19 protein-coding genes are annotated in these 25,682 nt (G+C 70.7%); 5 read left to right on the top strand and 14 right to left on the bottom strand.

The genetic code is table 11. From position 1 onward, the window contains the following. Positions 1-51 precede the first annotated feature (51 nt). The 4 genes from ACH4K1_RS22245 to ACH4K1_RS22230 form a co-directional block, all read right to left on the bottom strand. On the bottom strand, positions 52-651 hold the full coding sequence (locus ACH4K1_RS22245) for a flavodoxin family protein (protein WP_398091012.1): 600 nt from the start codon (positions 649-651) through the stop codon (positions 52-54). 189 nt (positions 652-840) lie between these two features. Beyond that, positions 841-1,731, bottom strand: a complete 891-nt coding sequence (locus tag ACH4K1_RS22240; protein WP_398091011.1) for an SDR family oxidoreductase — start codon at positions 1,729-1,731, stop codon at positions 841-843. Positions 1,732-1,876: 145 nt separating this feature from the next. Further along, the gene (locus ACH4K1_RS22235; RefSeq protein WP_398091010.1) at positions 1,877-3,061 is read right to left on the bottom strand and encodes a zinc-dependent alcohol dehydrogenase; all 1,185 of its coding nucleotides are present in this window, start codon (positions 3,059-3,061) and stop codon (positions 1,877-1,879) included. Positions 3,062-3,245: 184 nt separating this feature from the next. Further along, on the bottom strand, positions 3,246-3,665 hold the full coding sequence (locus tag ACH4K1_RS22230) for an FKBP-type peptidyl-prolyl cis-trans isomerase (RefSeq protein WP_398091009.1): 420 nt from the start codon (positions 3,663-3,665) through the stop codon (positions 3,246-3,248). A gap of 356 nt (positions 3,666-4,021) precedes the next feature. Here ACH4K1_RS22230 and ACH4K1_RS22225 point away from each other — a divergent pair, with 356 nt between their 5' ends. Together ACH4K1_RS22225 and ACH4K1_RS22220 are read left to right on the top strand one after the other, a co-directional pair. Then, a complete protein-coding gene (locus ACH4K1_RS22225) occupies positions 4,022-4,831 on the top strand; it encodes an alpha/beta fold hydrolase (RefSeq protein WP_398091008.1) in 810 nt (269 codons plus the stop codon). Further along, on the top strand, positions 4,831-6,102 hold the full coding sequence (locus ACH4K1_RS22220) for a PP2C family protein-serine/threonine phosphatase (RefSeq protein WP_398091007.1): 1,272 nt from the start codon (positions 4,831-4,833) through the stop codon (positions 6,100-6,102). The genes ACH4K1_RS22225 and ACH4K1_RS22220 overlap by 1 nt, the downstream gene beginning before the upstream one ends. Before the next feature lie 64 nt (positions 6,103-6,166). Here the strand turns inward: ACH4K1_RS22220 and ACH4K1_RS22215 are convergent, their stop codons facing one another. From ACH4K1_RS22215 to ACH4K1_RS22195, 5 genes are all read right to left on the bottom strand, one after another. Continuing rightward, positions 6,167-7,921, bottom strand: a complete 1,755-nt coding sequence (locus ACH4K1_RS22215; protein ID WP_398091006.1) for an amylo-alpha-1,6-glucosidase — start codon at positions 7,919-7,921, stop codon at positions 6,167-6,169. Positions 7,922-8,018: 97 nt separating this feature from the next. Then, a complete protein-coding gene (locus ACH4K1_RS22210; RefSeq protein WP_398091005.1) occupies positions 8,019-8,864 on the bottom strand; it encodes a carbohydrate ABC transporter permease in 846 nt (281 codons plus the stop codon). After that, complete coding sequence (locus tag ACH4K1_RS22205; protein ID WP_398091004.1) at positions 8,861-9,838, bottom strand: carbohydrate ABC transporter permease; 978 nt, start codon at positions 9,836-9,838, stop codon at positions 8,861-8,863. The genes ACH4K1_RS22210 and ACH4K1_RS22205 overlap by 4 nt, the downstream gene beginning before the upstream one ends. A 45-nt stretch (positions 9,839-9,883) precedes the next feature. After that, complete coding sequence (locus ACH4K1_RS22200) at positions 9,884-11,119, bottom strand: extracellular solute-binding protein (RefSeq protein ID WP_398091003.1); 1,236 nt, start codon at positions 11,117-11,119, stop codon at positions 9,884-9,886. Between the two features lie 169 nt (positions 11,120-11,288). Then, positions 11,289-12,338, bottom strand: a complete 1,050-nt coding sequence (locus ACH4K1_RS22195; RefSeq protein ID WP_398091002.1) for a LacI family DNA-binding transcriptional regulator — start codon at positions 12,336-12,338, stop codon at positions 11,289-11,291. 433 nt (positions 12,339-12,771) lie between these two features. Here ACH4K1_RS22195 and ACH4K1_RS22190 point away from each other — a divergent pair, with 433 nt between their 5' ends. Then, positions 12,772-15,435: a cellulosome protein gene (locus ACH4K1_RS22190; RefSeq protein WP_398091001.1), complete on the top strand. Its 2,664-nt coding sequence runs from the start codon at positions 12,772-12,774 to the stop codon at positions 15,433-15,435. A 61-nt stretch (positions 15,436-15,496) separates the two neighbouring features. Here the strand turns inward: ACH4K1_RS22190 and ACH4K1_RS22185 are convergent, their stop codons facing one another. Then, positions 15,497-15,664 (bottom strand): hypothetical protein, encoded by a 168-nt coding sequence (locus tag ACH4K1_RS22185; RefSeq protein WP_398091000.1) that lies wholly within the window; start codon positions 15,662-15,664, stop codon positions 15,497-15,499. Positions 15,665-15,782: 118 nt separating this feature from the next. Next, a complete protein-coding gene (locus ACH4K1_RS22180) occupies positions 15,783-18,272 on the bottom strand; it encodes an alpha-L-arabinofuranosidase C-terminal domain-containing protein (RefSeq protein ID WP_398090999.1) in 2,490 nt (829 codons plus the stop codon). Between the two features lie 763 nt (positions 18,273-19,035). On the opposite strand from ACH4K1_RS22180, the gene ACH4K1_RS22175 reads away from it, so the two are divergent. Beyond that, positions 19,036-20,118, top strand: a complete 1,083-nt coding sequence (locus ACH4K1_RS22175) for an aldose epimerase family protein (protein WP_398090998.1) — start codon at positions 19,036-19,038, stop codon at positions 20,116-20,118. Positions 20,119-20,187: 69 nt separating this feature from the next. On the opposite strand, the gene mmsB is transcribed toward ACH4K1_RS22175, so the two are convergent. The 3 genes from mmsB to chvE form a co-directional block, all read right to left on the bottom strand. After that, on the bottom strand, positions 20,188-21,435 hold the full coding sequence (mmsB, locus tag ACH4K1_RS22170) for a multiple monosaccharide ABC transporter permease (RefSeq protein ID WP_398090997.1): 1,248 nt from the start codon (positions 21,433-21,435) through the stop codon (positions 20,188-20,190). Then, positions 21,432-23,006, bottom strand: a complete 1,575-nt coding sequence (gene mmsA, locus ACH4K1_RS22165) for a multiple monosaccharide ABC transporter ATP-binding protein (protein ID WP_398091131.1) — start codon at positions 23,004-23,006, stop codon at positions 21,432-21,434. The genes mmsB and mmsA overlap by 4 nt, the downstream gene beginning before the upstream one ends. A 62-nt stretch (positions 23,007-23,068) precedes the next feature. Next, the gene (gene chvE, locus ACH4K1_RS22160) at positions 23,069-24,178 is read right to left on the bottom strand and encodes a multiple monosaccharide ABC transporter substrate-binding protein (RefSeq protein ID WP_398090996.1); all 1,110 of its coding nucleotides are present in this window, start codon (positions 24,176-24,178) and stop codon (positions 23,069-23,071) included. Positions 24,179-25,539: 1,361 nt separating this feature from the next. Here chvE and ACH4K1_RS22155 point away from each other — a divergent pair. After that, positions 25,540-25,682, top strand: a 143-nt coding sequence (locus tag ACH4K1_RS22155) for a hypothetical protein (protein WP_398091130.1), incomplete at its 3' end; no start/stop codon positions are given.

The following is a 25,682-nucleotide window of genomic DNA, read 5'->3' as shown; positions in this document are numbered from 1 at the left end:
GTCCGGCTTCCCGATGCGGGGGGAGGAGTAACGCTGCGCCGTCGATCGCCCTCAGGACGCCGGGTAGGAGCCGCCGGTGAGCAGGCGGGCGAGGTGGACGGCGTTGGCCGCGAGCGCCGCGGTGGTGGAGGCGACGGCCTCGGGGGTCTCGTCCAGGTCCTGGTAGTCGGTGCCCTGCATGGCTTCGCCGACCCAGTACGTGACGGCTCCGGGGGCCAGGGAGAAGCCCACGTCGTTGAGGCCCTGGAAGACGTCGGCGCTCACCTTGTGCGCACCGTCCTCGTTGCCGACCACGGCCACCGCGGCGACCTTGCCGTACATGTGCGGCCTGCCCTGGTCGTCGGTCTCGGAGGACTCGGCGTTCAGCCGCTCCAGGACCCGCTGGCAGACGCTGGAGGGGTGGCCGAGCCAGATGGGGGTGGCGATGAGCAGGATGTCGGCGGCCAGGACCTTCTCCCGGATGGCCGGCCAGGCGTCGCCGTCGCCCATGTCCACGCCGATCCCCGGGCGGACGTCGTGATCGGCGACCCGGACGATCTCGCCCGGTACGTCATGGCGGGCGAACCGCGCCATGACCTGCTCGGCGAGGCGCTGACTGCTGGAGGGGGCGGGAGAGGCGTTCAGGGTGCAGACGAGGGCGAGGGCGCGCATGGCGGAGGAGGACTCCTTCGGGTGGGGAGCGGGGGCCCGCTCAGCTCCGGCACGAGGTCGCCGGCCCCCGGTGGGGGCGCCGGGCGGCCCGGAACGCGCCGGCCCCCTCGCGCGGGGGCCGGCACGGATCCGCCGTACGGGTCCGGAGGTGGCGGGGTCGTCGGCAGCGGGGGGCCGGGGCCGCCGCTGTCAGGGGATCGGGGTGCCGCCGGTGGCGTTCATGATCTCGCCGGTGATGAAGGAGGCGTTGGCGGAGGCGAGGAAGACGTAGGCGGGCGCCATCTCCGCGGGCTGGGCCGGCCGGCCCAGCGGGCTCTGCTTCCCGAACTCGGCGGTGTCGGGCAGGGTCGCCGGGATGAGCGGCGTCCAGACGGGCCCGGGGGCGACGGCGTTGACGCGGATGCCGTCGGAGGCCAGCATCTGGGCCAGCCCCTGGGTGAAGGTGACGATCGCCCCCTTCGTCATCGCGTAGTCCAGCAGGTGGGGGCTCGGCTTGTACGCCTGCACCGACGTGGTGTTGATGATCGAGCCGCCGGCGGGGATGTGCGGCAGGGCGTTCTTGCACAGCCAGAACATGCCGTACAGGTTGGTGCGCACCACGCGGTCGAACTGATCGGTGGAGATCGCGGAGATCCCGTCCGGCTGGGACATCTGGTAGGCCGCGTTGTTGACCAGGACGTCGATCCGCCCGAACTCGGACACGGTGCGCTCCACGAGCGAGCGGCACTGCTTCTCGTCGCGGATGTCGCAGACGACGGGGACGCCCCTGCGCCCGGCCTGTTCGACCAGGCGGACGGTCTCCTGGGCCTCCTTCTCCTCCTCGGGGAGGTGGGTCAGCACCACGTCCGCACCCTCGCGGGCGTAGGCCAGGGCGACCGCGCGACCGATACCGGAGTCGCCACCGGTGATCAGCGCCTTCCGGCCGTCGAGCAGGCCGGAGCCGCGGTAGGACTCCTCGCCGTGGTCGGGCGGCGGGTCCATGGGCCCGGTCCAGCCGGGATGTTCCTGGTCCTGCTGGGGGAAGTCGGGGCGGGGGTGGAGCTGGTTCGGGTCCTGCGGCTGTTCGTTGCTGCCGGCCATGGGCCATCCTCTCTCTCACGTCGTGGAATCGGCTCCTGCGTCGTCGAGGCGGCGGGGTGCGCCGCTCCCGGAGCAGGGAGCCGGGCTGCCGGGCACCGGAGCCGCCGGGCGCCGAAGCTGTCGGGGCTGCCGGTTGCCGCGGGCGTCAGGGGATGAGCAGGGTCTTGATCATGCCGTCGGCCTTCTTCTGGAACGTCTCGTACGCCTTCGGCCCCTCCTCCAGCGGCAGGTGGTGGGTGGCGAAGGAGTCCACGCCCAGCGGATCCCCGTCGACCAGCAGCGGCAGCAGGTCGTCGACCCAGCGCCTGACGTTGGCCTGCCCCATGCGGAGCTGGATCTGCTTGTCGAACATGGTCAGCAGCGGCATCGGGTCGGCGGCGCCGCCGTACACCCCGGAGAGGGAGATCGTGCCTCCCCTGCGCACCAGGTCGATCGCCGTGTGCAGGGCGGTGAGCCGGTCGATCCCGGCCGTCTCCATGAGGCGCCGGCCGACCGCGTCGGGCAGCAGGCCGACCGCCGTGTGCGCGGCCTTGGCCAGCGGCGCGCCGTGGGCCTCCATGCCGACGGCGTCGATCACCGCGTCCGTACCGCGCCCGTCGGTGAGGTCGCGGACGGCGTCCCCGAGGTTCTTGCCGTGGCGGCGGAGGTCGAGGCAGGTGGCGCCGTACGCGCTCACCCGGTCGAGGCGGTCGGGGACGAGGTCGACGCCGATGACGAGGCCGGCGCCCCGGTGGAGGGCGATCCGGGCGGCCATGGCGCCGATCGGGCCGAGGCCGAGGACGGTGACGCTGCCGCCGGGCGGGACGGCCGCGTACTCCACGGCCTGCCAGGCGGTGGGCAGGACGTCCGAGAGGTAGACGAACCGGTCGTCGGCCGGGCCGTGCGGCACCTTGACGGGCAGGTCGTTGCCGAAGGGCACCCGCAGGTACTCGGCCTGCCCGCCGGGCACCTGCCCGTACAGCTTGGTGTACCCGAACAGGGACGCGCCGGTGCCGTACTCCCGCACCTGGGTGGTCTCGCACTGGGAGTGCAGCCCCTGCTCGCACATGTAGCAGCGGCCGCAGGAGACGTTGAAGGGGACCACGACCCGGTCCCCCGGGGCGAGGGCGGTCACCTCGGGCCCGACCTCCTCCACCACCCCCATGGGCTCGTGCCCCAGGATGTCGCCCGGGTCGAGGAACGGCCCGAGCACCTCGTAGAGGTGGAGGTCGGACCCGCAGATCCCGGTGGACGTGACCCGGACGATGATGTCCGTCGGGTCCTGGATCCGCGGATCCGGGACCGTCTCCACCCGGACGTCCCGCTTTCCCTGATACGTCAATGCGCGCACGGTCCCGCTCCTTCCTCGCCGGTGTTCGCGAACGGGAAAGCCGGGTTCCCCCGGCACGCTCCGTGAAACACCCGGCCGGAAGGAGCCCGCGCCGCGCCGGGAGGGCGTCGCCGCGGAGCCGGGCCCGTCGGGACGGGGCGGACGCGGGGGGCGGAGGGGTACGGCCGGGTCCGGCCCGGACGCGTCAGGCGGAGCCGGGCCCGCCGGGCCGCGCCCGGGTGGGCGGGCCGGCGACGGTGAGCAGGTCCACGACGAAGATCAACGTCGAGTCCGGCGGGATCGACGCGGTGGGCGACTGCCTGCCGTAGCCGAGTCGCGGCGGAACGATGATCTCGCGCCGGCCGCCGACCCGCATCCCCCTCACGCCCCGGTCCCAGCCCTTGACGACCTTGCCGCCGCCCACCGCGAACTTGAACGGACGGCCCCGTTCCCAGGAGGAGTCGAACTCCCTCCCGGACGCGAACGTGACGCCGACGTAGTGCACCTGGACGACGGTGCCCGGCCGCGCTTCGGGCCCCTCCCCGACCACGAGGTCCCGCACCGTCAGCACGTCGGGCGCGGCCCCTTCCGGAACTTCGACCTCGGGCTTCGCCGGTTCGCTCATCACGGTCCCCTCGCTCGCCGGCGGGCCCCTTCGAGCGGACCGGCCGGACACATGGACCCTCCATGCGGCAGCCGATCACGCTACCGCCACCGGTGGGGCCCGCGCCCTCGGCGGGTACGAGCGCGGGCGCCGCGGGGAACACATCCATCGAACCGTCCCGGCGCGGGCGGCCCCGCCCACCACGTCCCCGGGGGCGGCCGTCGCCATGAGCGGCAGCCGGGCGGCGTACCGGCCGGGAAGCGGTGGAGCGGCCGGGTGAGGACCGGGGCTCGGCCCTCACCGCCGTCCGGGCGGGCCCGGTCGCGCGACGCCGGAACGCTCCGGACGCTTCCGGGATCGTCTGCGAGGATGGCGGTATGGACGTACGGCGCAGGAACCATGTGACGGTGACCGGGCCGGCCGGCGCTCCGGTGGTGGTGCTGGCGCACGGGTTCGGCTGCGACCAGAACCTGTGGCGTCTGGTGGCGCCGGTGCTGGAGCGCGATTTCACGGTGGTCCGCTTCGACCACGTGGGGGCGGGGAACTCCGACCTGTCGGCGTGGAGCGCGGAGCGCTACGGCTCGCTGGACGGTTACGTCGACGACGTACTGGAGCTGTGCCGGGAGCTGGACCTCGGGCCGGTGACCTTCGTGGGGCATTCGGTGAGCGCGATGATGGGGGTGCTGGCCGCCGCGCGGGAGCCGGACGCGTTCGCCGGACTCGTGCTGCTGGCGCCCTCGCCGTGTTTCGTCGACGACCCCGACGCCGGTTACCGGGGCGGGTTCAGCGCCGCGGACATCGAGGAGCTGCTGGAATCGCTGGAAGCGAACTACCTGGGCTGGTCGGGCGCGATGGCCCCGGTGATCATGGGCAACCCGGACCGGCCGGAGCTGGGCGAGGAGCTGACCGACAGTTTCTGCCGCACCGATCCGGAGATCGCGCGGGTCTTCGCCCGGGTGACCTTCCTGTCCGACAACCGCTCCGACCTCGCCGGGGTGGAGGTCCCCACGCTGGTCGCCCAGTGTTCCCAGGACGCGATCGCCCCGCCGGAGGTGGGCGCCTTCGTCCACGCGCGGATCGCGGGAAGCCGGCTGATCACGCTGAACGCCACCGGCCACTGCCCCCAGCTCGCCGCTCCCGAGGAGACCGCGGCGGCCATCGCCGCCTTCGCGGGAGCCGTCCGGTGATGTGCGGGACCGGCGGCCCGGGAGAAGGCCGCACGGAGCGGGACGCGGAGTCGGCCCTCGAACGGGCGCAGTTCTCCGCCCTGCTCGAGGACAGCATCGAGGACCTGTACGAGAACGCGCCCTGCGGCTACCTCTCCACCCTGCTGGACGGCAGGATCGTCAAGATCAACGCCACCCTGCTGAACTGGCTCGGCCGCCGCCGCGAGGACCTGGTGGGCCGCCAGCACTTCTCCGACCTCCTCACCGTCGGCGGGCGGCTCTACCACGAGACCCACTTCGCTCCTCTGCTGCGCATGCAGGGCGAGGTCAACGGCATCGCTCTGGAGCTGAGGGCCGCCGACGGCGCCCGCATACCGGTCCTGACCACCTCGACGGTGAAGACGGGCGACGACGGAGAGCCCCTGCTGGTCCGCACCACCGTCTTCGACGCCCGCGACCGGCGCGCCTACGAGACCGAGCTGCTGCGCGCCCGCCAGGAAGCCGACCGGGAACACGCCCGGCTCCGGACCCTGACCACCACTCTCCAGAAGACCCTGCTGCCGCCGGCGCTGGCGAACGTTCCGGGGCTGGACGTCTCCGCGCACTACCACGTCGCCTCGGCCGACGAGGTCGGCGGGGACTTCTACGACCTCTTCCCCCTGAACTCCGGCACCTGGGGGCTGTTCCTCGGCGACGTGTGCGGCAAGGGCGCCGCCGCGGCGGCCGTCACCTCCCTGGCCCGCTACACCCTGCGCGCCGCCGCCGTCTACGACCCCGACCCGGCCGCCGTCCTCGGCAACCTCAACACGGTCCTCAACCACGAGTACCAGGGGGCCGACCCCCGCTTCTGCACCGTCGTCTTCGGCCTGCTCACCCCCGACGAGAGCCGGGGCGGTTTCCACGTCGTCCTGGCCAGCGGCGGCCACCCCCCGGCCCTGTTGATGCGTGCCGACGGGACCGCCGACTTCCTGCCCACCCCCGGCGGCCAGCTCATCGGCGTCCTGCCCGACCCGGAGATCGTCACCACCGAGATCCGCCTCGCCCCCGGCGACACCCTGCTCCTGCACACCGACGGCCTCACCGAGGCCCACACCCACGCCACCACCGGCGGCACAGAGCGCTACGGCGACGACGCCTTCCTCGACTTCGCACGCTCCCTGGCCCCCACCACCGCTTCGGACACCATCGGCGCGGTCCGCGACCTGCTCGACACCTTCGGCGCCGGCGTGGACGACGACACCGCCGTCCTCGCCATCCACGTGCCCCGGCCCCCCGGTGACGGGCCGCGGTAACCGGACCCCCGCCACGCCGGGTCAGCGGGGAAACCCACTCGTCCGGGGAACCGGGCGGGCCCTCTCACACCTCAACGGTCCTGGCCGGCTCGGTCCTGCGCAGTTCGTACGCCTCGGCGAGGAGGAGGTAGCCGCTGGCGGTCCAGGTGTAGGCGCGGTCGCGCAGGCCGCGGCCGGTGAGGGCGTCGAAGTTCTCCGCGAAGCCGGAGGTCTCGCACAGCGCGCGGAAGCGGGCGCTGATGTCGTCGGCCAGGCGGTGGTGCCCTGCGCGACGCAGTCCGTCCTCGATGAGCACGGTGGAGGGGGCCCAGATCGGTCCGCGCCAGTAGCCGTCGGAGAGGTAGTGCGGTGAGGCGGGGTGCTCGGTTGCCAGGCCGTGTTCGGTCAGGTGCCTCTCCAGCCGGTGTGCCAGTGCGGCACTGATGTCATCGGGCAGGTGCTCCCCCAGCACGATCGGCATCAGGTCCAGGAGGCTGGAGCTGCCCCACGTGGTGCCGCCGTCGGCCGAGCGGGCGACGAAACGGTCGTCGGCCCACAGCTCGTCGAACATCGCCGCCTGCGTCCGGTCGGCCGCCCGGGTCCATCGGCGGGCGTCGTCGAGGCGGTCCAGCTCCTGCCCCACGTCGGCCAGGACGCGCAGTTGGAGGACGAGGAACGCGGCGAGATCGGCGGTGACGACGACGCGCTCGGGATCGAAGGTGGTGGCGTTGTCCCATCCGCTGTCGTTGCCGTGCTCGTAGTGGGGCAGGGCCGCGCCCGGGGCGCGGCGTGCGGTGAGCCAGAACTCCGTCCAGCGGGAGAGTCTGTCGTACGCGTCGGCGAGCCGGGCCGGGTCGCCCTCTTCTGCGAGGCGGCGGCGCAGGTGACGGAAGGCCCATCCGTGGATGGGGGGTTTGACGAAGTTGTGCAGTACTTCGGAGTGGGTGACGGAGTCCGGCAGGGCCCCGCTCCCGTCCTGGTGGTCGAAGGGCAGCGCGAACTGGTCCCAGGCGAGTTCCGGGGCTCCCGGAGCGAGGGCGAGGGCGTTGAAGCAGTGGTCCCAGCTCCACACCTTGTCCATCCAGTGCTTGGACATGAGGACCGCGGTCCTGGTCACGAAGCCTTTCGGCCGGACGGTCGCGGACCACAGCACGTAGGCGGCGAGTTCGGCGGCCGGGGTGTCGGCCGAGCGCCACGGCGCGACGGCATCGCAGAAGTTCGTGAAGGCGGCGCGGGCGACGTCCACGACCTGGTCGAAGGCCCCCGGGGAGACGTAGGGGCGGCGGGCGGTCTCGTACTCCTCGACCGCGATCTCCCAGCTCCCCCCCTCGGCGGCGTCGATCGTGACGCCGCGGTCGGCGCTGCCGAGGGCCTGTGGCCCGGCCGTCCGGGTCGCGACCCCGGACAGGAGGGTGATCCGGTAGCGCCGGCCGGTCTCGTAGGAGGTGAAGACGTACGCGTCGGCGTGCGGTTCCTGGTAGAAGTACGTGCCGCTGAACGGGGTCAGATCCCGCGCTGCCGCAAGGACGCGCAGGCCCAGGCCGCTGCCGCGCAGCCGTACGGTGTCGGGCGACTCGTAGGCGAGGTCGACGCGCCCTGCGTGACCGACCCAGCTGAGCCGGTCGGGGGCCGCCTCGATCCGGGTCGGGGCGCGCCCGCCCTTCGCGTCCATGGGCGTCAGGCGCAGGACGGCGTGCATACCGGTCTGGTGGGAGACGAGGTGGAGGTCTTCGGCGTGCGTGTTCTCCGCCACCACGGGCGAGATGCCGAACCAGGAGCCGTAGGTGCTGAACGGGATGTCGTGGACGGAGAAGGCGGGGCCGGGTCGGGCGGCGGTCATGGAGGGGACTCGTTTCTCGGACAGGAGGCGCCGGCCGTCCCGCGCGGGGACGGCGGGGCCCTGAGGGAGCGGAAGGTGGTGTTCCTGCGGGGAGCTCTCAGTCCTTGACCGCGCCGGCGGTGACGCCGGCGGCCACGTAGCGCTGTGCCAGGACGAGGATGACGGCGGCCGGTACGGAGGCGACGACGGCGGTGGCCATGATGGCGTTCCACTCCTGGTTGTTGTTGCCGATGTAGTGGTAGATGCCGAGGGTGATGGGCTCGTGGGGGCCGCCGCTGACCAGGGTGCTGGCGAAGACGAAGTCCGACCAGGACCACAGGAACGTGAACAGGGACACCGTGACCACCGCGTTGCGGCTCATGGGCAGGACGATGGACCAGAAGGTGCGCAGGGCGCCGGCTCCGTCCATGGTGGCCGCCTGGATCAGTTCGCGGGGGAGGCCGGACATGAAGGCGGTGAAGATGAGCACGGCGAACGGCACGGCCAGGGTGGAGTCCGCGATGATCAGGCCCGGGAGGGACTGGAGCATCCCGAGGCTGAGATAGACGGCGTAGAAGCCCATCGCCATGATGATGCCCGGGATCATCTGGGCGGCCAGCAGCACGAAGGACAGGATGCCGCCGCCCCGGGGGCGCAGCTTGGCCAGGGCGTAACCGGCGGGCGCGGCGAGGGCCACGGTGAGCACCACGGTCGCCAGGCCGATGAGGAAGCTGGTGGCGAGGTAGGGCAGTTGCTCCTCGACGACCCTTCGGTAGCCGTCCAGCGTGCCCCGTACGGGGAACAGGTCCGGCGGACTCTCGCGCATGGCCTGGTCGCGGGTGAAGGAGACGTTGAGCATCCAGTAGACGGGGAAGAGCATGACGGCGGTGAGGGCGGCGCCCACGGCCGTCTTCCACCAGCGGCTTCGGCTGCGACGCGGTCGGGGGGTGAGCGTGGCGGTCATGGGGCGTGCTGCTTTCGCTGGGCCTTCAGGTAGACCAGGCCGAACACCAGGGCGGTGACGACGAGGAGGTTGCCGACGGCCGCACCGGGTCCGAAGGCGGGCAGGGCGTTGCCGAATCCGAGCTGGTAGGACCAGGTGGCGAGGGTGGTGGACGAGTTCGCCGGGCCGCCCCTGGTCATGATCCAGATGATGTCGAAGACCTTGAGCGTGTAGACCAGCCCGAGGAGCAGCGTGATCGCGGAGACCGGTCGCAGCAGGGGGAAGGTGATGCGCCGGAAGCGCTGCCAGGCGTTCGCTCCGTCCAGGGCGGCCGCCTCGTACAGCGAGGCGGGGATCGACTGCAGCCCGCTGTGGAGGACGACCAGGTTGAAGGGGACGCCGATCCAGACGTTGGCGATGATCACCGAGACCAGTGACCACGAGGGTGAGGTCAGCCAGCTCACCGGGCCGATGCCGACGGTGTGCAGGGCCGCGTTCACGATGCCGGAGTCGCTGTTGAGCATCCACGACCAGGTGGAGGCGGACACGATGAGCGGCAGCAGCCACGGCACCAGGAACAGGGCGCGCAGGGTTGCCGACAGCCGGAAGTGCTGGTTGAAGAAGACCGCCAGGGCCAGTCCGATGGCGTACTGGAAGACCAGGCACACGGTGGTGAACAGGGCGGTGTGCAGGAGGGCCGGCGCGAAGACCGGGTCCTCGAAGACGGTCAGGTGGTTCGTCAGGCCCGTGAACGGCGCGTCCCCCTGAACGAAGGAGCGGACCGTGTAGTGGCGCAGGCTCAGGTCGATGTTGCGGTAGAGCGGGTAGGCGTAGAACAGGACGAGGTAGAGCGCCACCGGGGCGAGGAAGCCCCAGGCGGCCCACTGCGGGGAGGACGGACGGCGTCGTGCTCGTGGAGGGAGGGGGGCGGCCTCGGCCGCCCCGTTCCGGACACGTGCGGGCCGGCGGTCCGGCAGCTGTGTCGTGTGAGTCATCTGCGCACCGGGTTTCTGGACTGCTCGACGCACCGGGATTCCGGATTACCTGGCCGCGGACTGGGCCTCGCCCAGGGCGTCCTTCGGCGACTGCGCACCGCTGAGAGCGGACTGGACCGCCTTCCACAACTGTTCGGAGATCTGCGGGTAGTCGGTGCCCAGGTCGTCGCTGGTGCGCCCCTTGGCGGCCTTGACGGATTCGATCCAGGGCTTCAGGGCGGGGTTCGCCGCCGCCTGCTTGGCCTGCGCCTCGCCGGTCGGCGCCACGTACGACAGGGTGGTGGTAGTGGTGTCGAGGTTCTCGGTGCTGGTCAGGCAGGACACCAGCTTCTTGGCGACGGCGTAGCGGCCGGGGTCGCCCTGGACGGGCACGGTGACGAACTCCCCGCCGGTCGGCGCGGCCGCGGTGCCTCCCCGGGCGGCGGGAAGGGGGAGGACGCCGTAGTCGAAGCCGGTCTTCTCCGCGTTGGCGAGTTGCCAGGTGCCGTTCTCGGCGAAGGCGTAGTCACCGCTCGCGAACTCCTGCCAGCTGGTGGTCTGGGTGTTGTTGATGACGGAGTCGGGCGCGTACCCCTTCTCCAGCCATCCCTGCCACAGGGACAGCGCGGCGGTCGCCTCGGCGGAGTCGAGGGCGGTCAGCTTCGCGCCCGCTCCCCAGAACCACGGCAGGAACTGGAAGCTGCCCTCCTCCGTGCCGATGGCCGAGAAGGTGATGCCCTTCTTTCCGGACTGCTCGACCTTCTCCAGGGCTGCCGTCAGCGACTCCCAGTCCCTGACGGAGGAGACGTCCACGCCGGCCTTCTTCAGCACGTCCTTGTTGTAGTACAGCGCCAGGGTGTTGGCGCCGATCGGTGTGCCGTACGTCTTGCCGCCCGACTGACCGGCCGCCAGCAGGTTGCCGTCCACCGCGGAGGTGTCGAGTTGGTTCTCGTCGGTCGTGGTCAGCACGCCTGCCTCGGCGAGGGTCGACACCACGGGGTTGTCGACGATGAGGACGTCCGCCGAGTTGTCCTGTTGTGCCGCCAGCAGCGCCTTGTTGGAGAGGTCGCTCGTGTCGAAGGCCGTCCGCTTGACCTTCACACCGGCCTCGGCGCCGCAGTCGTCCAGCAGTTTCGCCCAGACGGACTTCTTGTCGAACTGCGGGTAGGGATCCCAGACGGTGTACGTGCCGTCGTCGGCGGCCGCACCGCCCGGATCGGCGGAGCAGGCGGCGCCGGTCACGGTGACCAGGGTCGACAGAGCCACCGCCGCGGTAAGGCGGCGGCCGGAGAATCTGCGCATGACGGTTCCTCAGTTCTTGGCACGGGTCGAGAGTTCTTGGCACGGATCGAGCTCTGGGCACGGGTGCGCGTGGAGGCGACGCGGGGGGACAGGGGCATGCGGAGCGGCCACGGGCCGACGGGACGAAGCACCGTGGGACGAAGCGTGGGGCGAGTGCGGCGGTGCGGTGTCAGGTCCGGGGTGCGGGGGCCTGGTCCTCGGCCCTGGGGGCCACGCCTGCGGGCCCGGTGCTGGCCCGCAGGGAGATCGGCGGCACGAGGAGGTGGTGGCGGGGCGTCGCGTCCGGCTGATCGAGGCGTTCCATGAGGAGTTCGACGGCCCGCCGGCCCATCTCCTCCGCCGGCACGTCCGCCGCGGTGAGCTGGGGGGTCACCGTCTCGGCCCATCGGCCGGCCACCACTCCGGTCACCGAGAAGTCGCGCGGGACGTGGCGATCCGCTTGGGCGAGTCCTCGGTAGATGCCGCCGAGCGCCGCCTCGTTCAACGTGACCAGGGCGGTCGTCCCCGGCTCGTCGCGCAGGATCTGCTCCAGGCACGCCTGGCCCGATGCGGCGTCGTCGCCGCAGCAGTACGTCCGTACCGTCAGCCCGCGCTCGGCGGCCGCCTTGGTGAACCCGTCCAGCCCGCGGCGGGCGGACTCGTACCCTGCGCGCAGCAGGTTCTCGGGCCGGTTGACGAAGGCGACCGTGCGGTGGCCGAGGTCCGCGAGGTGGCGCACGCACGCCGCGGCCAGCGCGGTGTGGTCCAGCCCGACCCACCAGCCGCCCTCCGGGTGGACGGTGCGGCCGATGGCGACCCAGGGGAAGTTCAGCGCGGTCAGGTGATCGACCCGGTCGTCCTCCAGCCTGATCTCCATCAGGATGGCGCCGTCCACCCGCCGCTCCCCCAGCAGACGTTGGAACGAACGGTCGCTGTCCACACCGCTCGGTGACAGCAGGACGTCGTAGTCGTGCGTCGCGGCGGCCTCCACCACACTGCCGATGAAGTCCAACTGCATCCCGGTGTAGTGGTTTCCCGCCGGGGGGAAGACGAGGCCGATCGTGCTGGTCCGCCCGTTGGCGAGAGCCCGGGCGCTGGCGTTGGGCCGGTACCCCAGCTCATCGATGACCCGCTGGATCTTCTGGCGCGTCTCCTCGGACACGGAGCGCTTGCCGCTGAGCGCGTAGGACACGGTGCTTCGTGAGACACCGGCCCGCTCGGCGATTTCACCTATGTTCACGGCGACTCCTTGGGTGAACCGGTTCGCTTCTCGCGGTGCGGCAGCGCCGCCCGGCCGTGAGAGCTGGAGAGGAAAGGAGGGGCGTCCGGGTCGTCGAACCGGTTCGCTGTGAAGGAAGGTAGGGAGCACTCCCCCGGCTGTCAACACTTCACGCAGGGCGCCCTCGACAATCCCCGGACACCGCCTCCGATCGACGGTCGACTTCCTGCCGCACGTGTATTGCCCGCCCGATTTCGCCGATGCTAGCTTCTCTCGAACCGGTTCGAGCCGGGCCCCGCATCTCGGCCGTCGGCCCCGGTGGCGGCCACCCGAAGAACCCCCGAAGCACCCCCAGTCACGTGCGGCCCTCGGGGTTCGAAAGAGTCGAACCGATTCACTTCCCCCCTCCTCCTGACGCACGGACCCTTGGAGGCCCTCAGTGCGAAGAACGAAAGTGACGGCAGCGGCCGCCGCAGCGACGGCGGTCCTGACCGCCCTGGTCGCCGGCCCCACAGCCGGAACGGCACGAGCGGTACAGCCGGAACGACTCGACATCGACCTCGCCGCCGACACCGGCGCCTTCCACGGCGGCGCCGCCGGGTCCCTGTACGGGGTGTACGGCGACGGCGTGCCGAGCCGCAACCTCATCGAGGGCATGCACCTGCGGACGGTGTCCACGAAGGCGCAGGACGGACCGCAGCATCCGGGAGCGGACGCGCTGGAGATACTGCCGCCGTTCGTGGACTCGCGCGGCAAGGACGTCTACATCTACATGACCGACATCTACCGCGGCTTCCCCTACCAGTGGCCGGGCTCCGACGGCCCCGCCCGGCTCGCGGACTTCAAGAAGAAGATCACCGAACAGGTCCGCCAGGTCAAGACCATGGGCGACTACCGGGACCACGTCGTGTACGTGCCGTTCAACGAGCCCGAGGGGAACATGTTCGGCACGGGCCCCTGGAGTTACGGCAACGTCAACTGGCTGGACCGGCCGGAGCAGTTCTTCGCCGCGTGGAAGGAGGTCTACCACCTGATCAAGAGCCTCGACCCCGACGCGCGCATCGCGGGCCCCAACACCTCGCAGCTCTTCGACCAGGTCAAGGGCTTCCTCGCCTACGCCAAGGCCCACGACGTGGTGCCGGACGTGATGACCTGGCACGAGCTGTCCTCGCCCGCCGCCGTCCGCACGAGTGTGGCGAAGTACCGGAGTTGGGAGAAGGAGACGGGGATCGGACCGCTGCCGGTCAACGTCAACGAGTACGGCCACAACTACCACCTCTCGGTGCCCGGCCAGGTCGTCCAGTGGGTCTCCGCCATCGAGGAGTCGAAGATCGACGCCGACCTGGCGTACTGGAACATGGACGGCAACCTCAACGACTCCGCCGTGGAGGCCAACAGGGGAAACGGCCAGTGGTGGCTGTTCAACGCCTACGGCCAGATGTCCGGCCGGACGGTGAAGGTGACCGCCCCCCACCCGAACGTGCAGTACACGCTCCAGGGCGTGGCGACCCTCGACAGGGGCAAGCGGCAGTCACGGGCGGTCTTCGGCGGCAAGAGCGGGGACGCGGATGTCGTCTTCCGCAACGTCGACCCCAAGCTGTTCGGAACGACCGTGCACGCCGCCGTGCAGGAGATCCCCTGGACCGGGCAGGTCGGCGACTCGGCGCAGCCCTTGCGGCTGGCGGACCGAAAGGCCGAGGTGGGTGCGGACGGCTCGGTGACCCTGCCGATGCGGGACATGAACGAGATGTCGGCCTACCAGGTCATCCTCTCCCCCGGCGCCGCCGCCGGCGCACCGGCCGTGCCCTCGGTGAGCTGGCGCAAGACGTACGAGGCGGAGAACGCCACGTACACCGGCAGCGGCTACTCCAGGAACGGCCCGGAGGGGACGCCCCGGGACGTCGGCAAGTTCGCCACCTCCGGGGCGTACAACGTGGGCGGCCTGCGCACCGGCTCCAACGGGGTCCTCGCCTTCGACGTCGATGTCCCGCAGGACGGCACGTACGACCTGAACGTCTTCGCCAACTCCTACAACCAGTACAGCCTGGTGAAGGAGCAGGGACCGACCAACGTCTTCCTGCGCGTCGACGGCGAGGACCCGCAGGAGCTGCGGCTGCCCCTGGGCTACAAGTGGGTGGTGTGGGGCCACACCGACACCGCGGTGCGGCTGACCGCCGGCCGGCACCGGATCACTCTCGCCGCCCAGGACCCCGAGCTCGGCGCCACCCAGGGCGACGCCATCATCGACAAGCTGGACCTCAGCCTGCGCGACGCGGTCGTGCGACCCGCGGTGTACGAGGCCGAGTTCGCCGCGGTCAACGGGACCGGCCCCGTCTACACCCGCACGGGCGCCTCCGGACCGGGTGTGGTGCCGCTGGGCAACGGCGCCTCCACGACGTTCTGGGTCCACTCGCCCGCCGACGGCGAAACCACTGTCTCCGTCGATCACCTGGGGGGCGGACTGGCGAGCCTGACCGTCAACGGCGAGAAGGCGAACCTGCCCGCCGTCGGAGGTGCGGGGAAGGGCACGAACACGGTCAAGCTCTTCCTGTCCGGCGGCGTCAACAAGATCACACTGACCGGTACGTCGGGTGCTCCGGTCCTCGACCGGCTGCGGGTCGTGAAGTCGCAGGGCACGCTGAAGCCCGTCGTCCACCAGGCCGAGAACGGTTCCGTGACCGGCGCGGCCAAGGTGACCACCGCCCACACCTTCGCCACCGGCGGCAAGGCCGTCACCGACATCGGCAGCGGAAAGGCCAACGCCCTCACCCTCGACGTGACGGCCGCCAGGGCCGGTCGGCACGCGTTGACCATCCGCTACTCCAACGCCGAACAGGCGCCCGCCACTCACTACAACCCCGACCCTGTCGCCCGCCACGCGGATCTGTCCGTCAACGGTGCGGCCGGCCGCCGCCTGCTGTTCCCCACCACCTTCCACTTCAACAACTTCTGGGAACTGTCCGTCCCGGTCACCCTCCGACAGGGCACGAACCGGCTGTCGTTCACCGCTGACGAACTGCCGGACTTCGACGGGGACACCTACAACCAGTACGACCAGCGGTCCCCGTACGCACCGGTGATCGACCAGGTCGCCGTCACGCCCTTGTCCGCCCCGTAGTTCCGGCCGGAAGCCGCCCAGGACCCCGGGTCTCCGGGAGCGATGCCCCGCATCACCCCCGTCAGGACCAGGGCGTCCGCCGGGCGACGCAGGCCGCCGTCGGCAGGGTGACGCCGATCGCGGCGGCCTGCGTTCCGACCAGGCTGCCGTCGTCGGACCCGCCCCGGTCCCCCGTGCGCTCACCGTGGGCGCCCGCGAGCGGTCCTCCCGCCCGCGCACCGAGCACCACCGGGTACGGCACCCAGCCGGCGGGCGCCCCCGCTGCACCGGCCGGGGCAGCCCGCACTGGACCGCCCCGGCAAGCGGCGCTCGCCTCGAGCCCTCCCCCCGAGCACGGGCGACGGGCGCTACCGTGCGGCGATCCTCAGGAAGGTGATCGAGTTGGCGGGGAACGTGTAGGTGAAGCGGTCCGAGACCCCGTTCAGGATCGATTTCACGGGGGCCACGGGAGTGGCTGTCTCACTGTTCTCGGCGGACGGGTCGGCCGCCAGGGTCGTCACCCGCGCCCGGGACGCCACCCGCGCTCCGCCGAGGTCGACGCTTGTGCGTGCCTCGGCCGCCTGGGCGTTCACGACCTTCACGATCAGGTCACCGGTCGTCCGGTCCCGGGTGACGACCTGACGGAACGGTTCGGCCACCTGGTCGTCGGTGAAAGACCCCCACTCCTCGCCGTCCAGGTAAAGGGTCACCTGGCGTCCGCGGACCTTGACCTCGATGTCGTAGGCGCGTCCGGGCTCGATGGTGCCGGGCTTGCTGAGCAGGGTCGTCTTCGCGCCGTTGTCGGAGCGCTCGACCCCGTGCGCGGTGTTGCCCCACCCTCCGAGGTTCCACCAGTAGTAGTTACCGGTGTCCTTGACGCCGAAGGCGACCAGGAAGCCTTCGGCACCCGCCTGCTTGGTGGCCTTCACCCGCAGGTCGTAGTCGCGCCAGGCGCGGTCGCCCGCGGTGACGGTGGTGTTCTCGGCGGTGACGTCCTTCTGGGCGTACTGGCCGTCCTGGACGGTCCAGCTGCCGCCGCCGGTGTGGGTCCAGGCCGAGGCCGGGCCCGAGAAATCGTCGGTCAGGAGGGTTCTGCCGTCCGCGGCGGTCACCCGGACGTCGTCGTACGAGGCGGCCGTCGCCCACGTCGAGAGGCCGACGGCCCCGGAGATGGGGCCGCTGACGGAGGGGGTGGAGGTGGCCCGGGAGGGAACGACCCGGTCACCCGTGTTGTTCATGAACATTTTCTGGACCTCGTAGTTGGCCGAGCCCCAGGACGCGCGGTTGTTGAACCAGATCAGGTTGGGACGCCACTGCACGTAGTCCTCGTTGGCGAGGACGGGCGCGTAGGAGGCGAGCTTGACGATGTCCGCGTTGCGCTCCAGACCGGTCATGAACGCGGCCTCGGCAAGACCGTTGCCGAAGGTGTTGCCCCGGGAGGCGTACTCACCGAGAAAGACCTTGGGGCCGGAGCGGTCGTAGGAGTCGTAGCGCTGGTTGTTCTCCATGAACCACCGCGGGCTGTTGTAGTAGTGCTCGTCGACCATGGCGACGCCGGCGTCCCGGTTGAGTTGCCACAGGGTGTCGAAGGTCGCGCCGGACGCGGCGGGTCCGGAGTTGGAGACCACCGTGATCCCCGGATGCTTCGCCTCGATGGCCGTACGGAACTTCGTGAAGCGCTCGAAGAACTCCCGGGGCAGGTTCTCCTCGTTGCCGACCTGCACGTGGGTCAGCCCGAACGGCTCCGGGTGCCCCATCGCGGCGCGCTTGCGCCCCCAGGTGGACGTCGTCGGCCCGTTGGCGAACTCGATGAGGTCCAGGGTGTCCTGGATGTGCCGCTTCAGCAACGTCTCGTCGACGACGGCCCGGTTCTGACCGCAGCCGGTGACCAGGGCGGGCACCACCGGAAGCGGCATCGCTCCCATGTCCTCGGCGAAGCGGAAGTACTCGTAGTAACCGAGGCCGTAGCTCTGGTTGTAGCCCCAGAAGTTGGCGTTGGTAGCCCGCTGCTCGACGGGGCCTATGGTGTCCTTCCACTGGTAGGAACGGGCGCGCTGCCAGCCGGACGCCTCGCTGTAGTCCTCCATGGAGCCCGTGTTGACCAGGCAGCCCCCGGGGAAGCGGAGGAAGCCGGGGTTCAGCGCGGCGAGCTTCTCCGCGAGGTCCTTGCGCAGGCCACCGGGCTGCTTCTTGTACGTGTCACGGGGGAAGAGGGAGACCTCGTCCAAGGCCGCGGCGGCGGACGAGGTGACGGCCAGCCGCCCGGTCGTGGTGGTGCGCGTCGCGGTGAACGTGGCGCGGTACTGCTTCCAGCCGCCCGCCACGGCCGTCTGCCGGACCGTGGCCAGTGCCCCGCCCGCGTCCTTGAGCGTGAGGGCGAGGGTGGTTCCGGCCTCGGCGCGGGCCCACACCGAGAAGTCGTACTTCGCCCCGTCTTTCAGCGACAGCCCGCTGTTGTAGCCGGAGTTGGTCAGGGTCGTGCCCGCCGCCACCCGGGCGTAGTTGCGGTTGTTCGGATGGAGGCGGCCGCCGTCGTTCACGACCGTGGCGGTGCCGTCGACGTCCCAGGCGGTCAACGGGGTGTAGGCCCGGTTGTCGACGGCGGAGTACTCGAAGGACCTGTTCTGTACGAGTTCGGCGTACAGGCCTCCGTCGGCGGCCCGGTTGATGTCCTCCAGGAACAACCCGTACATGGTGTCGTCGATCGCGGCGCCCTGCTTGCTCGGGTCCACCGTGATGGCGTAGTCGGTGATGGGCGTCCCGCCGTGGGCGGGGACCGGCAGGACGGCTGTCGTGACCAGGACCGCGGTGACCGTCAGGCCGAGCCTGAGGCGTGGGCGGGAACTTCTGCGGGACATGGATCCTCCGAGTCATGGCGCCGGAGGGCGCCGGTCGGGGTCGACGAAGGTGTCGTTCGTGCGGAGAAGGCCGGGCGACCGGTCGGCTGCGCACCGCCGAGCGAAGGCGTCACACGACTGCTCACCCAGATTGTGAGCGCTAACTATGGGCGGGCTCAAGACTCTTGCGCCACCCGTACAGGGCAGCCGCGGAACTTGTCGCCGACGCGTCAGCACAAACACCCCGATACCCCCCCGCCCGCCACGAGCCCCGAGTTCTCGCGCATGTACACGCGCGCTCCCGCCGGGCGAGAAGCCCGCATCCCGCTCGAACCCTTCCGCCGCGCCGGCACGAAGGCGCGTCAAGGGGCAGGCCGGCAGGACACCCGAGAGGCGAGCCTCACACCGCGCAAGGGCGTCACGATGGGCACTGGTGGAGCTACACATGGCTTGTTATCGTTAACAGGCACGAGTGGCCGGTGCGGGGATTCGACGTGCCCCGCCTTCGCCTTCTTCGCGCCCGCACGGAGCCTTCCCTGTCCGCGAGCGGCACCGGCCACCCGGCCGCCGGCACTGCCGAACGCGTCGCCGTTCGACCGAAGCAGGGGTGGCACGGACCGATTGCCTCTCCGGCACAGGCCGCTCGGCCGGGCGGACCTTCACGTCGACTCCAGCGCGCCGAGGCACTCGGCAGACCTCTGATCATCCCTACTGCTGTCGCAGCGGGTACGCCGCCACCCCCGCGCCCCTCTCCGGTCGCGTCCCGCTGTGGTCAAGGAGCCCCATGAACCCGTCCCCGCCCCCTTTCACGGGAGGCCCTCCGGTCTGTCGCCCCGACCCGGCAGCCGGGCAACGCTGGACCTTCGGCTTCGCCGGGGGGCTCACGGCGGAAGTGCACACCCACGGCGCCCGCCTCCACGGACTGTGGGCGCCGGACCGGCACGGTCGTACGGCCGATGTCGTCCTCGCGCCGCGCGACCCCGGCGAGACGACCGCCGCGGCCCGGTACTTCGGCGCCACGGTCGGCCGCTACGCCAACCGCATCGCCCACGGCCGGTTCACCCTGGACGGCACGCCGTACCAGCTGACCACGCAGGAGAACGGCCATTGCCTGCACGGTGGAACCGACGGGTTCGACACCCGGACCTGGGAAGCCGAGAGCGTGCACACTCCGGAGCGGACCGGCGTGCTCCTGCACCTCCGCAGCCCTGACGGCGATCAAGGCTTTCCGGGAAACCTGGACGCCACCGTCGGCTACCTCATAGGCCGGAACGACGAACTCACCCTCACCTACGCAGCGGTCACCGACGCCGCCACGCCGGTCAACCTCACCAACCACGCCTACTTCAACCTCGAGGGCGAGGGCGCCGGCACCGTTCTCGACCACGAGCTGACCGTCGACGCCTCCCACTACACGCCGGTCGACGGAGACCTCCTCCCGCACGGGGAGCACCTCCCCGTCTCCGGCACCGCGTTCGACCTCCGACGGCCGCTCAGGCTCTCCGAGGCGCTGGCCCGCCCCGGCCGCCGGCCCATGGCGGTGGGCGGGGGGTACGACCACAACTTCGTACTGGCCTCGGGCGGCGACGGCACTCTGCGCCGGGCAGCCGTCCTCCATGCGCCGGTCACCGGCCGGCGCATGGAGGTGTTCACCACCGAACCCGGCCTGCAGGTCTACACGGGCGGACAGTTCGAAGGAACCGTTGTCGGCAAAAGCGGAACACCCTATGGGGCGGGGGCCGGGGTCGCGTTGGAGACCCAGCACTTCCCCGACTCCCCGAACCGCCCCGGCGACCCGTCCACGGTGCTCCGGCCCGGAGAGGAGTACCGGTCGATGACGGTCCTGCGTTTCGGGGTCCGCGGCTGATCCCGCCCCATGCCCCGGCGGCTGTGCCCCCCGGTCGTCGACCGGGGGGCACAGCCGCCGGAAGTGGAGTCAGACGCCCGCTCTGCGCCTGTTCCACACGTCGAATCCGACCGCGGCGAGCAGCACGAGGCCCTTGATGACCTGCTGCCAGTCCGTCCCCACCCCGACCAGGTTCATGCCGTTGTTGAGCACGCCCAGGACCAGGCCGCCGATGATGGCGCCGGTCACGGTCCCCACGCCACCGCTCATCGAGGCCCCGCCGATGAACGCGGCGGCGATGGCCTCCAGTTCGAAGTTCACGCCCGCCTTGGGCGAGGCCGCGTTGAAGCGGGCCGCGAACACGAGCCCGGCGAGCGCCGCGAGCATTCCCATGTTGAGGAACACCGCGAAGGTCACCTTCTTGTCCTTGACCCCGGACAGTTTCGCGGCGGGCAGGTTTCCGCCCACCGCGTACACGTGGCGGCCGATCACCGCGTTGCGCATCACGTAGCCGAAGCCGACCAGCAGCACGGCCAGGATCAGGAGGACGACAGGAGCGCCCTTGTAGCTGGCCAGCAGCAGGGTCGTGACCAGGACGGCGGCGGCCAGGGCCGTCACCTTCAGCGCGAAGAGGCTGGTGGGGAGCGGCTCCAGGGCGAACTCCCGCTGCCGGCGGCGGTCCCGAACTTCCTGGAACACGACGAAGGCGATCAGCCCCAGGCCGAGAAGGAGGGTCGGGTTGTGGTAGTTGGTCTGCGGCCCGGCTTCCGGCAGGAAGCCGTTGGCGATCTTCTGCAGTCCTTCCGGAAAGGGGCCGAGCGTCTGGCCCTGGAGGAAGATCTCCGTGAGCCCCCGGAACAGAAGCATGCCGGCGAGGGTCACGATGAACGACGGTATGCCCACGTACGCGATGAAGAACCCCTGAAGCGCGCCCGCGACGGCCCCCAGCAGGAGGGCGAGGATCACCGCGACGGGCCAGGAGAGGTGGTGCTCGACCATGAGCACGGCCCCCACGCCGCCCACCAGGGCCATCAACGAGCCCACCGACAGGTCGATGTGCCCGGAGATGATGACCATCATCATGCCGATGGCCAGGATGAGGATGTAGCTGTTCTGCAGCACCAGGTTGGAGACGTTGCGCGGCAACAGGAGGTCTCCTCCCGTCCAGACCTGGAACAGGAGCACGATCAGACCGAGCGCGAGGAGCATTCCGTACTGGCGCATGTTCCGCCGGATGCCGTCCAGAAGCGCGCGAGCCACAGGGGCCCCGGCGGGCGGGGCGGCGCCGTCCCCCCGGGGCGCCGGAGCGGTCGACTTCGTGGGGGCGGGGGTGCTCATTCCTGATGTCCTTCGTTGGGGGCGGGGGTGGCTGCGCCGACTGCCGACGGTGCGGGAACGTCCTGCGTCATGTGCCGCATCAGCACTTCCTGGGTGGCGTCCTCACGGGTGACTTCGCCGGTCAACCTGCCGGCCGCCATGGTGTAGACCCGGTCGCACATGCCCAGCAGCTCGGGCAGCTCGGAGGAGATGAGGAGGATCGCCTTGCCTTCGGCGGCGAGTCGGTCGATCACGGTGTAGATCTCGAACTTGGCCCCCACGTCGACGCCGCGGGTGGGTTCGTCGAGGATGAGTACGTCGGGTCCGGCCAGGATCCACTTGCTGAGAACGACCTTCTGCTGGTTGCCGCCGGAAAGCCGGCCGACCGGTTCGAGGACGCTCGGAGCCTTGATGCCCATGGTCCGCCGGTACCGTTCGGCGACTCTGCGCTCCTCGTGGGCGTCGACGACGCCCCGTCGGGCGAGCGTACGGAGGGACGCGAGCGAGATGTTCCGGCTTACGGAGTCCTCCAGGTTGAGGCCGTAGTGCTTGCGGTCCTCGGTGACGTACGCGATGCCGTGGGCCACCGCTTCGGGAACCGTGCGGGTGCCCACCACTCGACCGTCCTTGAGAACGCTCCCCTGCTCGTAGCGGCCGTAGGAACGGCCGAAGACGCTCATCGCGAGTTCCGTCCGGCCCGCGCCCATCAGCCCCGCGACGCCGACGATCTCACCGCGCCGGACCTGGAGCGAGACCCGGTCGACGACCTTGCGGCTGGGGTCCAGGGGGTGGCGTACGGTCCAGTCCCGGATCTCCAGGACCGGGTCGACGTCGGCCGGGCCCGTGTAGGGGGTGCGGTCGGGGAAGCGGCTGTCCAGGCTCCGCCCCACCATGCCCCGGATGATGCGGTCCTCGGTGGTGGCCGGATCCCTGACGTCCAAGGTCTCGATGGAGCGTCCGTCGCGCAGGATGGTGACGGAGTCGGCGATCTGCGCGATCTCGTTGAGCTTGTGCGAAATGATGATGGAAGTGATGCCCTGGCCCTTCAGTTCCCGCATCAGGGCCAGCAGTTTCGCGCTGTCCTCGTCGTTGAGGGCGGCAGTGGGTTCGTCGAGGATCAGCAGCCGGACGTCCTTCGCCAGCGCCTTCGCGATCTCCACCAGCTGCTGCTTGCCGACGCCGATGTCGGCCACCCGGGTCTCGGGGCGCTCGTCGAGACCGACGCGCCGCAGCAACGCGGTGGCACGCCTCAGCGCTTCGTGCCAGTCGATGATCCCTCGTCGCGACGGCTCGTTGCCGAGGAAGATGTTCTCGGCGATGGACAGGTAGGGGACGAGCGCGAGTTCCTGATGGATGATGACGATGCCGTGCCGCTCACTGGCCCTGATGTCCTTGAAGCGGCACGGTTCACCGTCGAAGAGGATCTCGCCCTCGTAGGTCCCGTGCGGATGCACGCCGGACAGGACCTTCATCAGCGTCGACTTGCCGGCGCCGTTCTCTCCGCACAGAGCGTGGACCTCGCCGCGCTTCACGGACAGGGTCACTTCCGACAGGGCCCGGACGCCGGGGAAGGTCTTGACGATGGCCCGCATTTCCAGCACGGGGCCGTCCGGACGCCTTGGCGAGGACGAGGACGTACCGTCTGCGGCGGAGCTCAACGGAGCTCCTCGGCCTTGAGGTAGCCGGAGTCCACCAGAACCTTCCGGTAGTTCGCCTTGTCGACGCTGACCGGGTCGAGCAGGTAGGCCGGAACCACCTTCTCGCCGTTGTCGTAGGTGCTGTCGTCATTGACCTCGGGCTTCTTGCCCTCGAGGACAGCGGTCACCATGTTCGCGGCGACCTTCGCCAGTGCGCGGGTGTCCTTGTAGACGGTCTGGGTCTGCTGATTCGCGATGATCGACTTCACGGAGGCGACCTCCGCGTCCTGGCCCGTGACGATCGGCAGGGGCTTGGCCGCGCTTCCGTAGTCGTCGGATTTCAGGGCGGACAGGATACCGATCGAGATGCCGTCATACGGGGACAGCACAGCGTCGACCCGGGCCGTGGAATAGGCGGAGGTCAACAGGTCGTCCATGCGCTTCTGCGCCGTGCCTCCGTCCCAGCGCAACGTGGTGACCTGGGCGAGCCGGGTCTGCCGGGAGCGTACGACGAGCTGCTTCTTGTCCAGGTAGGGCTTCAGCACCTCCATGGCGCCGTTGAAGAAGTACTTGGTGTTGTTGTCGTCGTTGGAGCCGGCGAACAGCTCGATGTTGAAGGGGCCCTTCTTCGAGCCGTCCTTCAGACCCAGCTTCTCGACGATGTAGGTGGCTTGGAGCTTGCCGACCTTCTCGTTGTCGAAGGAGGCGTAGTAGGCGACGTGCGGGGATCCCAGGATGAGCCGGTCGTAGGAGATCACCGGGATGCGGGCGTCCGCCGCCTGCTGCAGAACGTTGGAGAGCGCCTCACCGTTGATGGCCGCCACGACCAGGGCGTCGACGCCCTGGGTGATCATGTTCTCGATCTGGGCGACCTGCTGGTCCGGATCGTCCTCCCCGTACTGCAGGTTGGTGAGGTAGCCGCTCTTCTTCAGGCCCGCGGTCATGTTGGCGCCGTCCGCGATCCACCGTTCGGAGGACTTGGTGGGCATGGAGATCCCGATGGTGAGGTCTTTCTTGTCCTTCGACTCCTCACTTCCTCCCTCGCTGTTCTGCCCACAGGCCGTCAGGAGCAGGACGCAACTGGTGGTCGCGGCGAGGAGAGTGGATGCGGCTCGGGAGTTCGTCATGGGCGTTACCTGGCAATCTCGTCGTTGAGGGTGCTTCTGTCCCGAAGGGCAGCGGCGGCGGCAGTGCTCTTCTCGCGCCACGGGGGGCTTCGTCGCGGAGGCGGTCGGGTCCTACAGCTTGGCCGAGCTTGATTGTTAGCGCTCGCATCACCCCAGTACAAGAGGAGTCGGCCTTTTTTCTCGCGACCGCGCATGCCCGCCCACAGGGCGAAGGGGGCAAAAGCGGGGCATCCGGCAGAGCCCGCCCACCGGTGCCGCGGGCGGCCCGCCCGCCGGACGGCGCCTCGGGCGCGGCACCCGCGACTCCCTGCACCTCCCCCGAGCGCGCCCGGGGGCGTGCGGCGCGAAAAGGTCCGACGACCCCGCGGCGCCGCCGAGCCACCCCGGCCGGCCGGCGGCGGAGGAACCGGTCGACGGCCGGCCCCTCGGGAGGCCCGGCGAGGCCGGCGACCTCCGGCGCCCGTCCGCACCTGCGGCGCGTACACGCGCGCATCAGCCGAACGGGTCGCGTTCCCCGCACCGGGATGGACAGACGCTCGGCGGTAAAGGCGCTCGACCTACCCGCAGCGACTCCCCCGCGGCCATCACGGAGGCCGCCGCGAACCGGCCCCTCCCGGCACCTTCCTCACCGAGCGGCTCCCACCTGCGGTGAGCGGCTTTCAGCCGCACGACTCCGGGAGGCGCTTCCAGCTCCGCCGCGGAAGCCGGGCGCCGCGCCGCCTTCCCGCGCAGTGCGGCTCCCGCAACGCAGCCGTGGCGTGCCGACCTCGGGCCCAGGCCTCTCTTTCCCCGCCGGCCGCAGACGGAAGATCCCGCCGGACGCAGAGGCACCGACCGACCGCGAACCCTGCGCAAGAACACCTGCCCGCCCGCACCCCGGGATGCCGCCTCCACTCCGACAGGCAGGATCGGCACCACGGGCGGGGCGAGCACGGGGCGCCCTTCGAGGCGCGCTCCATCGGCGCCGACGGTTCGGGCGTACCCGGCACCATGACCTCGACACGGCCAACACCACACGGCCGCCGCCCCGCCGGCCGACGGAACGGGCTTCCCGGAACACGGCTCCGGGGCAAGAACGCCAAGGGCCGCCTCGGCCCCCAAGGCCGACCAAAGTGCGAGAGCCCCTTGCCGAACCATCTTGTGAGCGTTAACAATCAACCGGAGGGGCATCTGGGAGGCATCGACGCGGCCGCCTCCACGAGGCTACGGCGTCCCTGCCGGCCGCACGCCCGACCAGCCGACCCGGAGAGCACGTCGACACGGGGCGGCCTTCTCCCAGACTGCGAGAAGGCCCCCGCACGCCGGCACCACCGTACCCGGCAGCCCGACTTCTGACCTGTCGAGAGGAGCCCTGACTCAGGGTGAGCATCAAGCCGACCACCGCAGACCTCCAGTGGACCGATGTGGACCAGCGGGCCGTGGACACTGCCCGTGTTCTCGCCGCGGACGCCGTACAGAAAGTCGGAAACGGCCACCCGGGCACGGCGATGAGCCTCGCGCCTGC

Source organism: Streptomyces sp. NPDC017448 (assembly GCF_044330565.1).
Lineage (GTDB): Bacteria > Actinomycetota > Actinomycetes > Streptomycetales > Streptomycetaceae > Streptomyces.
Note: the sequence above shows the minus strand (reverse complement) of the source record. Positions and strands in the feature narration are given on the sequence as shown.

What these genes read in the sequence shown, in the direction of transcription:
- ACH4K1_RS22245 (WP_398091012.1), bottom strand. Translation starts at nt 651, where the DNA reads ATGCGCGCCCTCGCCCTCGTCTGCACCCTGAACGCCTCTCCCGCCCCC.
- ACH4K1_RS22240 (WP_398091011.1), bottom strand. Translation starts at nt 1,731, where the DNA reads ATGGCCGGCAGCAACGAACAGCCGCAGGACCCGAACCAGCTCCACCCC.
- ACH4K1_RS22230 (WP_398091009.1), bottom strand. Translation starts at nt 3,665, where the DNA reads ATGAGCGAACCGGCGAAGCCCGAGGTCGAAGTTCCGGAAGGGGCCGCG.
- ACH4K1_RS22225 (WP_398091008.1), top strand. Translation starts at nt 4,022, where the DNA reads ATGGACGTACGGCGCAGGAACCATGTGACGGTGACCGGGCCGGCCGGC.
- ACH4K1_RS22220 (WP_398091007.1), top strand. Translation starts at nt 4,831, where the DNA reads ATGTGCGGGACCGGCGGCCCGGGAGAAGGCCGCACGGAGCGGGACGCG.
- ACH4K1_RS22215 (WP_398091006.1), bottom strand. Translation starts at nt 7,921, where the DNA reads ATGACCGCCGCCCGACCCGGCCCCGCCTTCTCCGTCCACGACATCCCG.
- ACH4K1_RS22210 (WP_398091005.1), bottom strand. Translation starts at nt 8,864, where the DNA reads ATGACCGCCACGCTCACCCCCCGACCGCGTCGCAGCCGAAGCCGCTGG.
- ACH4K1_RS22205 (WP_398091004.1), bottom strand. Translation starts at nt 9,838, where the DNA reads ATGACTCACACGACACAGCTGCCGGACCGCCGGCCCGCACGTGTCCGG.
- ACH4K1_RS22200 (WP_398091003.1), bottom strand. Translation starts at nt 11,119, where the DNA reads ATGCGCAGATTCTCCGGCCGCCGCCTTACCGCGGCGGTGGCTCTGTCG.
- ACH4K1_RS22180 (WP_398090999.1), bottom strand. Translation starts at nt 18,272, where the DNA reads ATGTCCCGCAGAAGTTCCCGCCCACGCCTCAGGCTCGGCCTGACGGTC.
- ACH4K1_RS22175 (WP_398090998.1), top strand. Translation starts at nt 19,036, where the DNA reads ATGAACCCGTCCCCGCCCCCTTTCACGGGAGGCCCTCCGGTCTGTCGC.
- mmsB (WP_398090997.1), bottom strand. Translation starts at nt 21,435, where the DNA reads ATGAGCACCCCCGCCCCCACGAAGTCGACCGCTCCGGCGCCCCGGGGG.
- mmsA (WP_398091131.1), bottom strand. Translation starts at nt 23,006, where the DNA reads ATGCGGGCCATCGTCAAGACCTTCCCCGGCGTCCGGGCCCTGTCGGAA.
- chvE (WP_398090996.1), bottom strand. Translation starts at nt 24,178, where the DNA reads ATGACGAACTCCCGAGCCGCATCCACTCTCCTCGCCGCGACCACCAGT.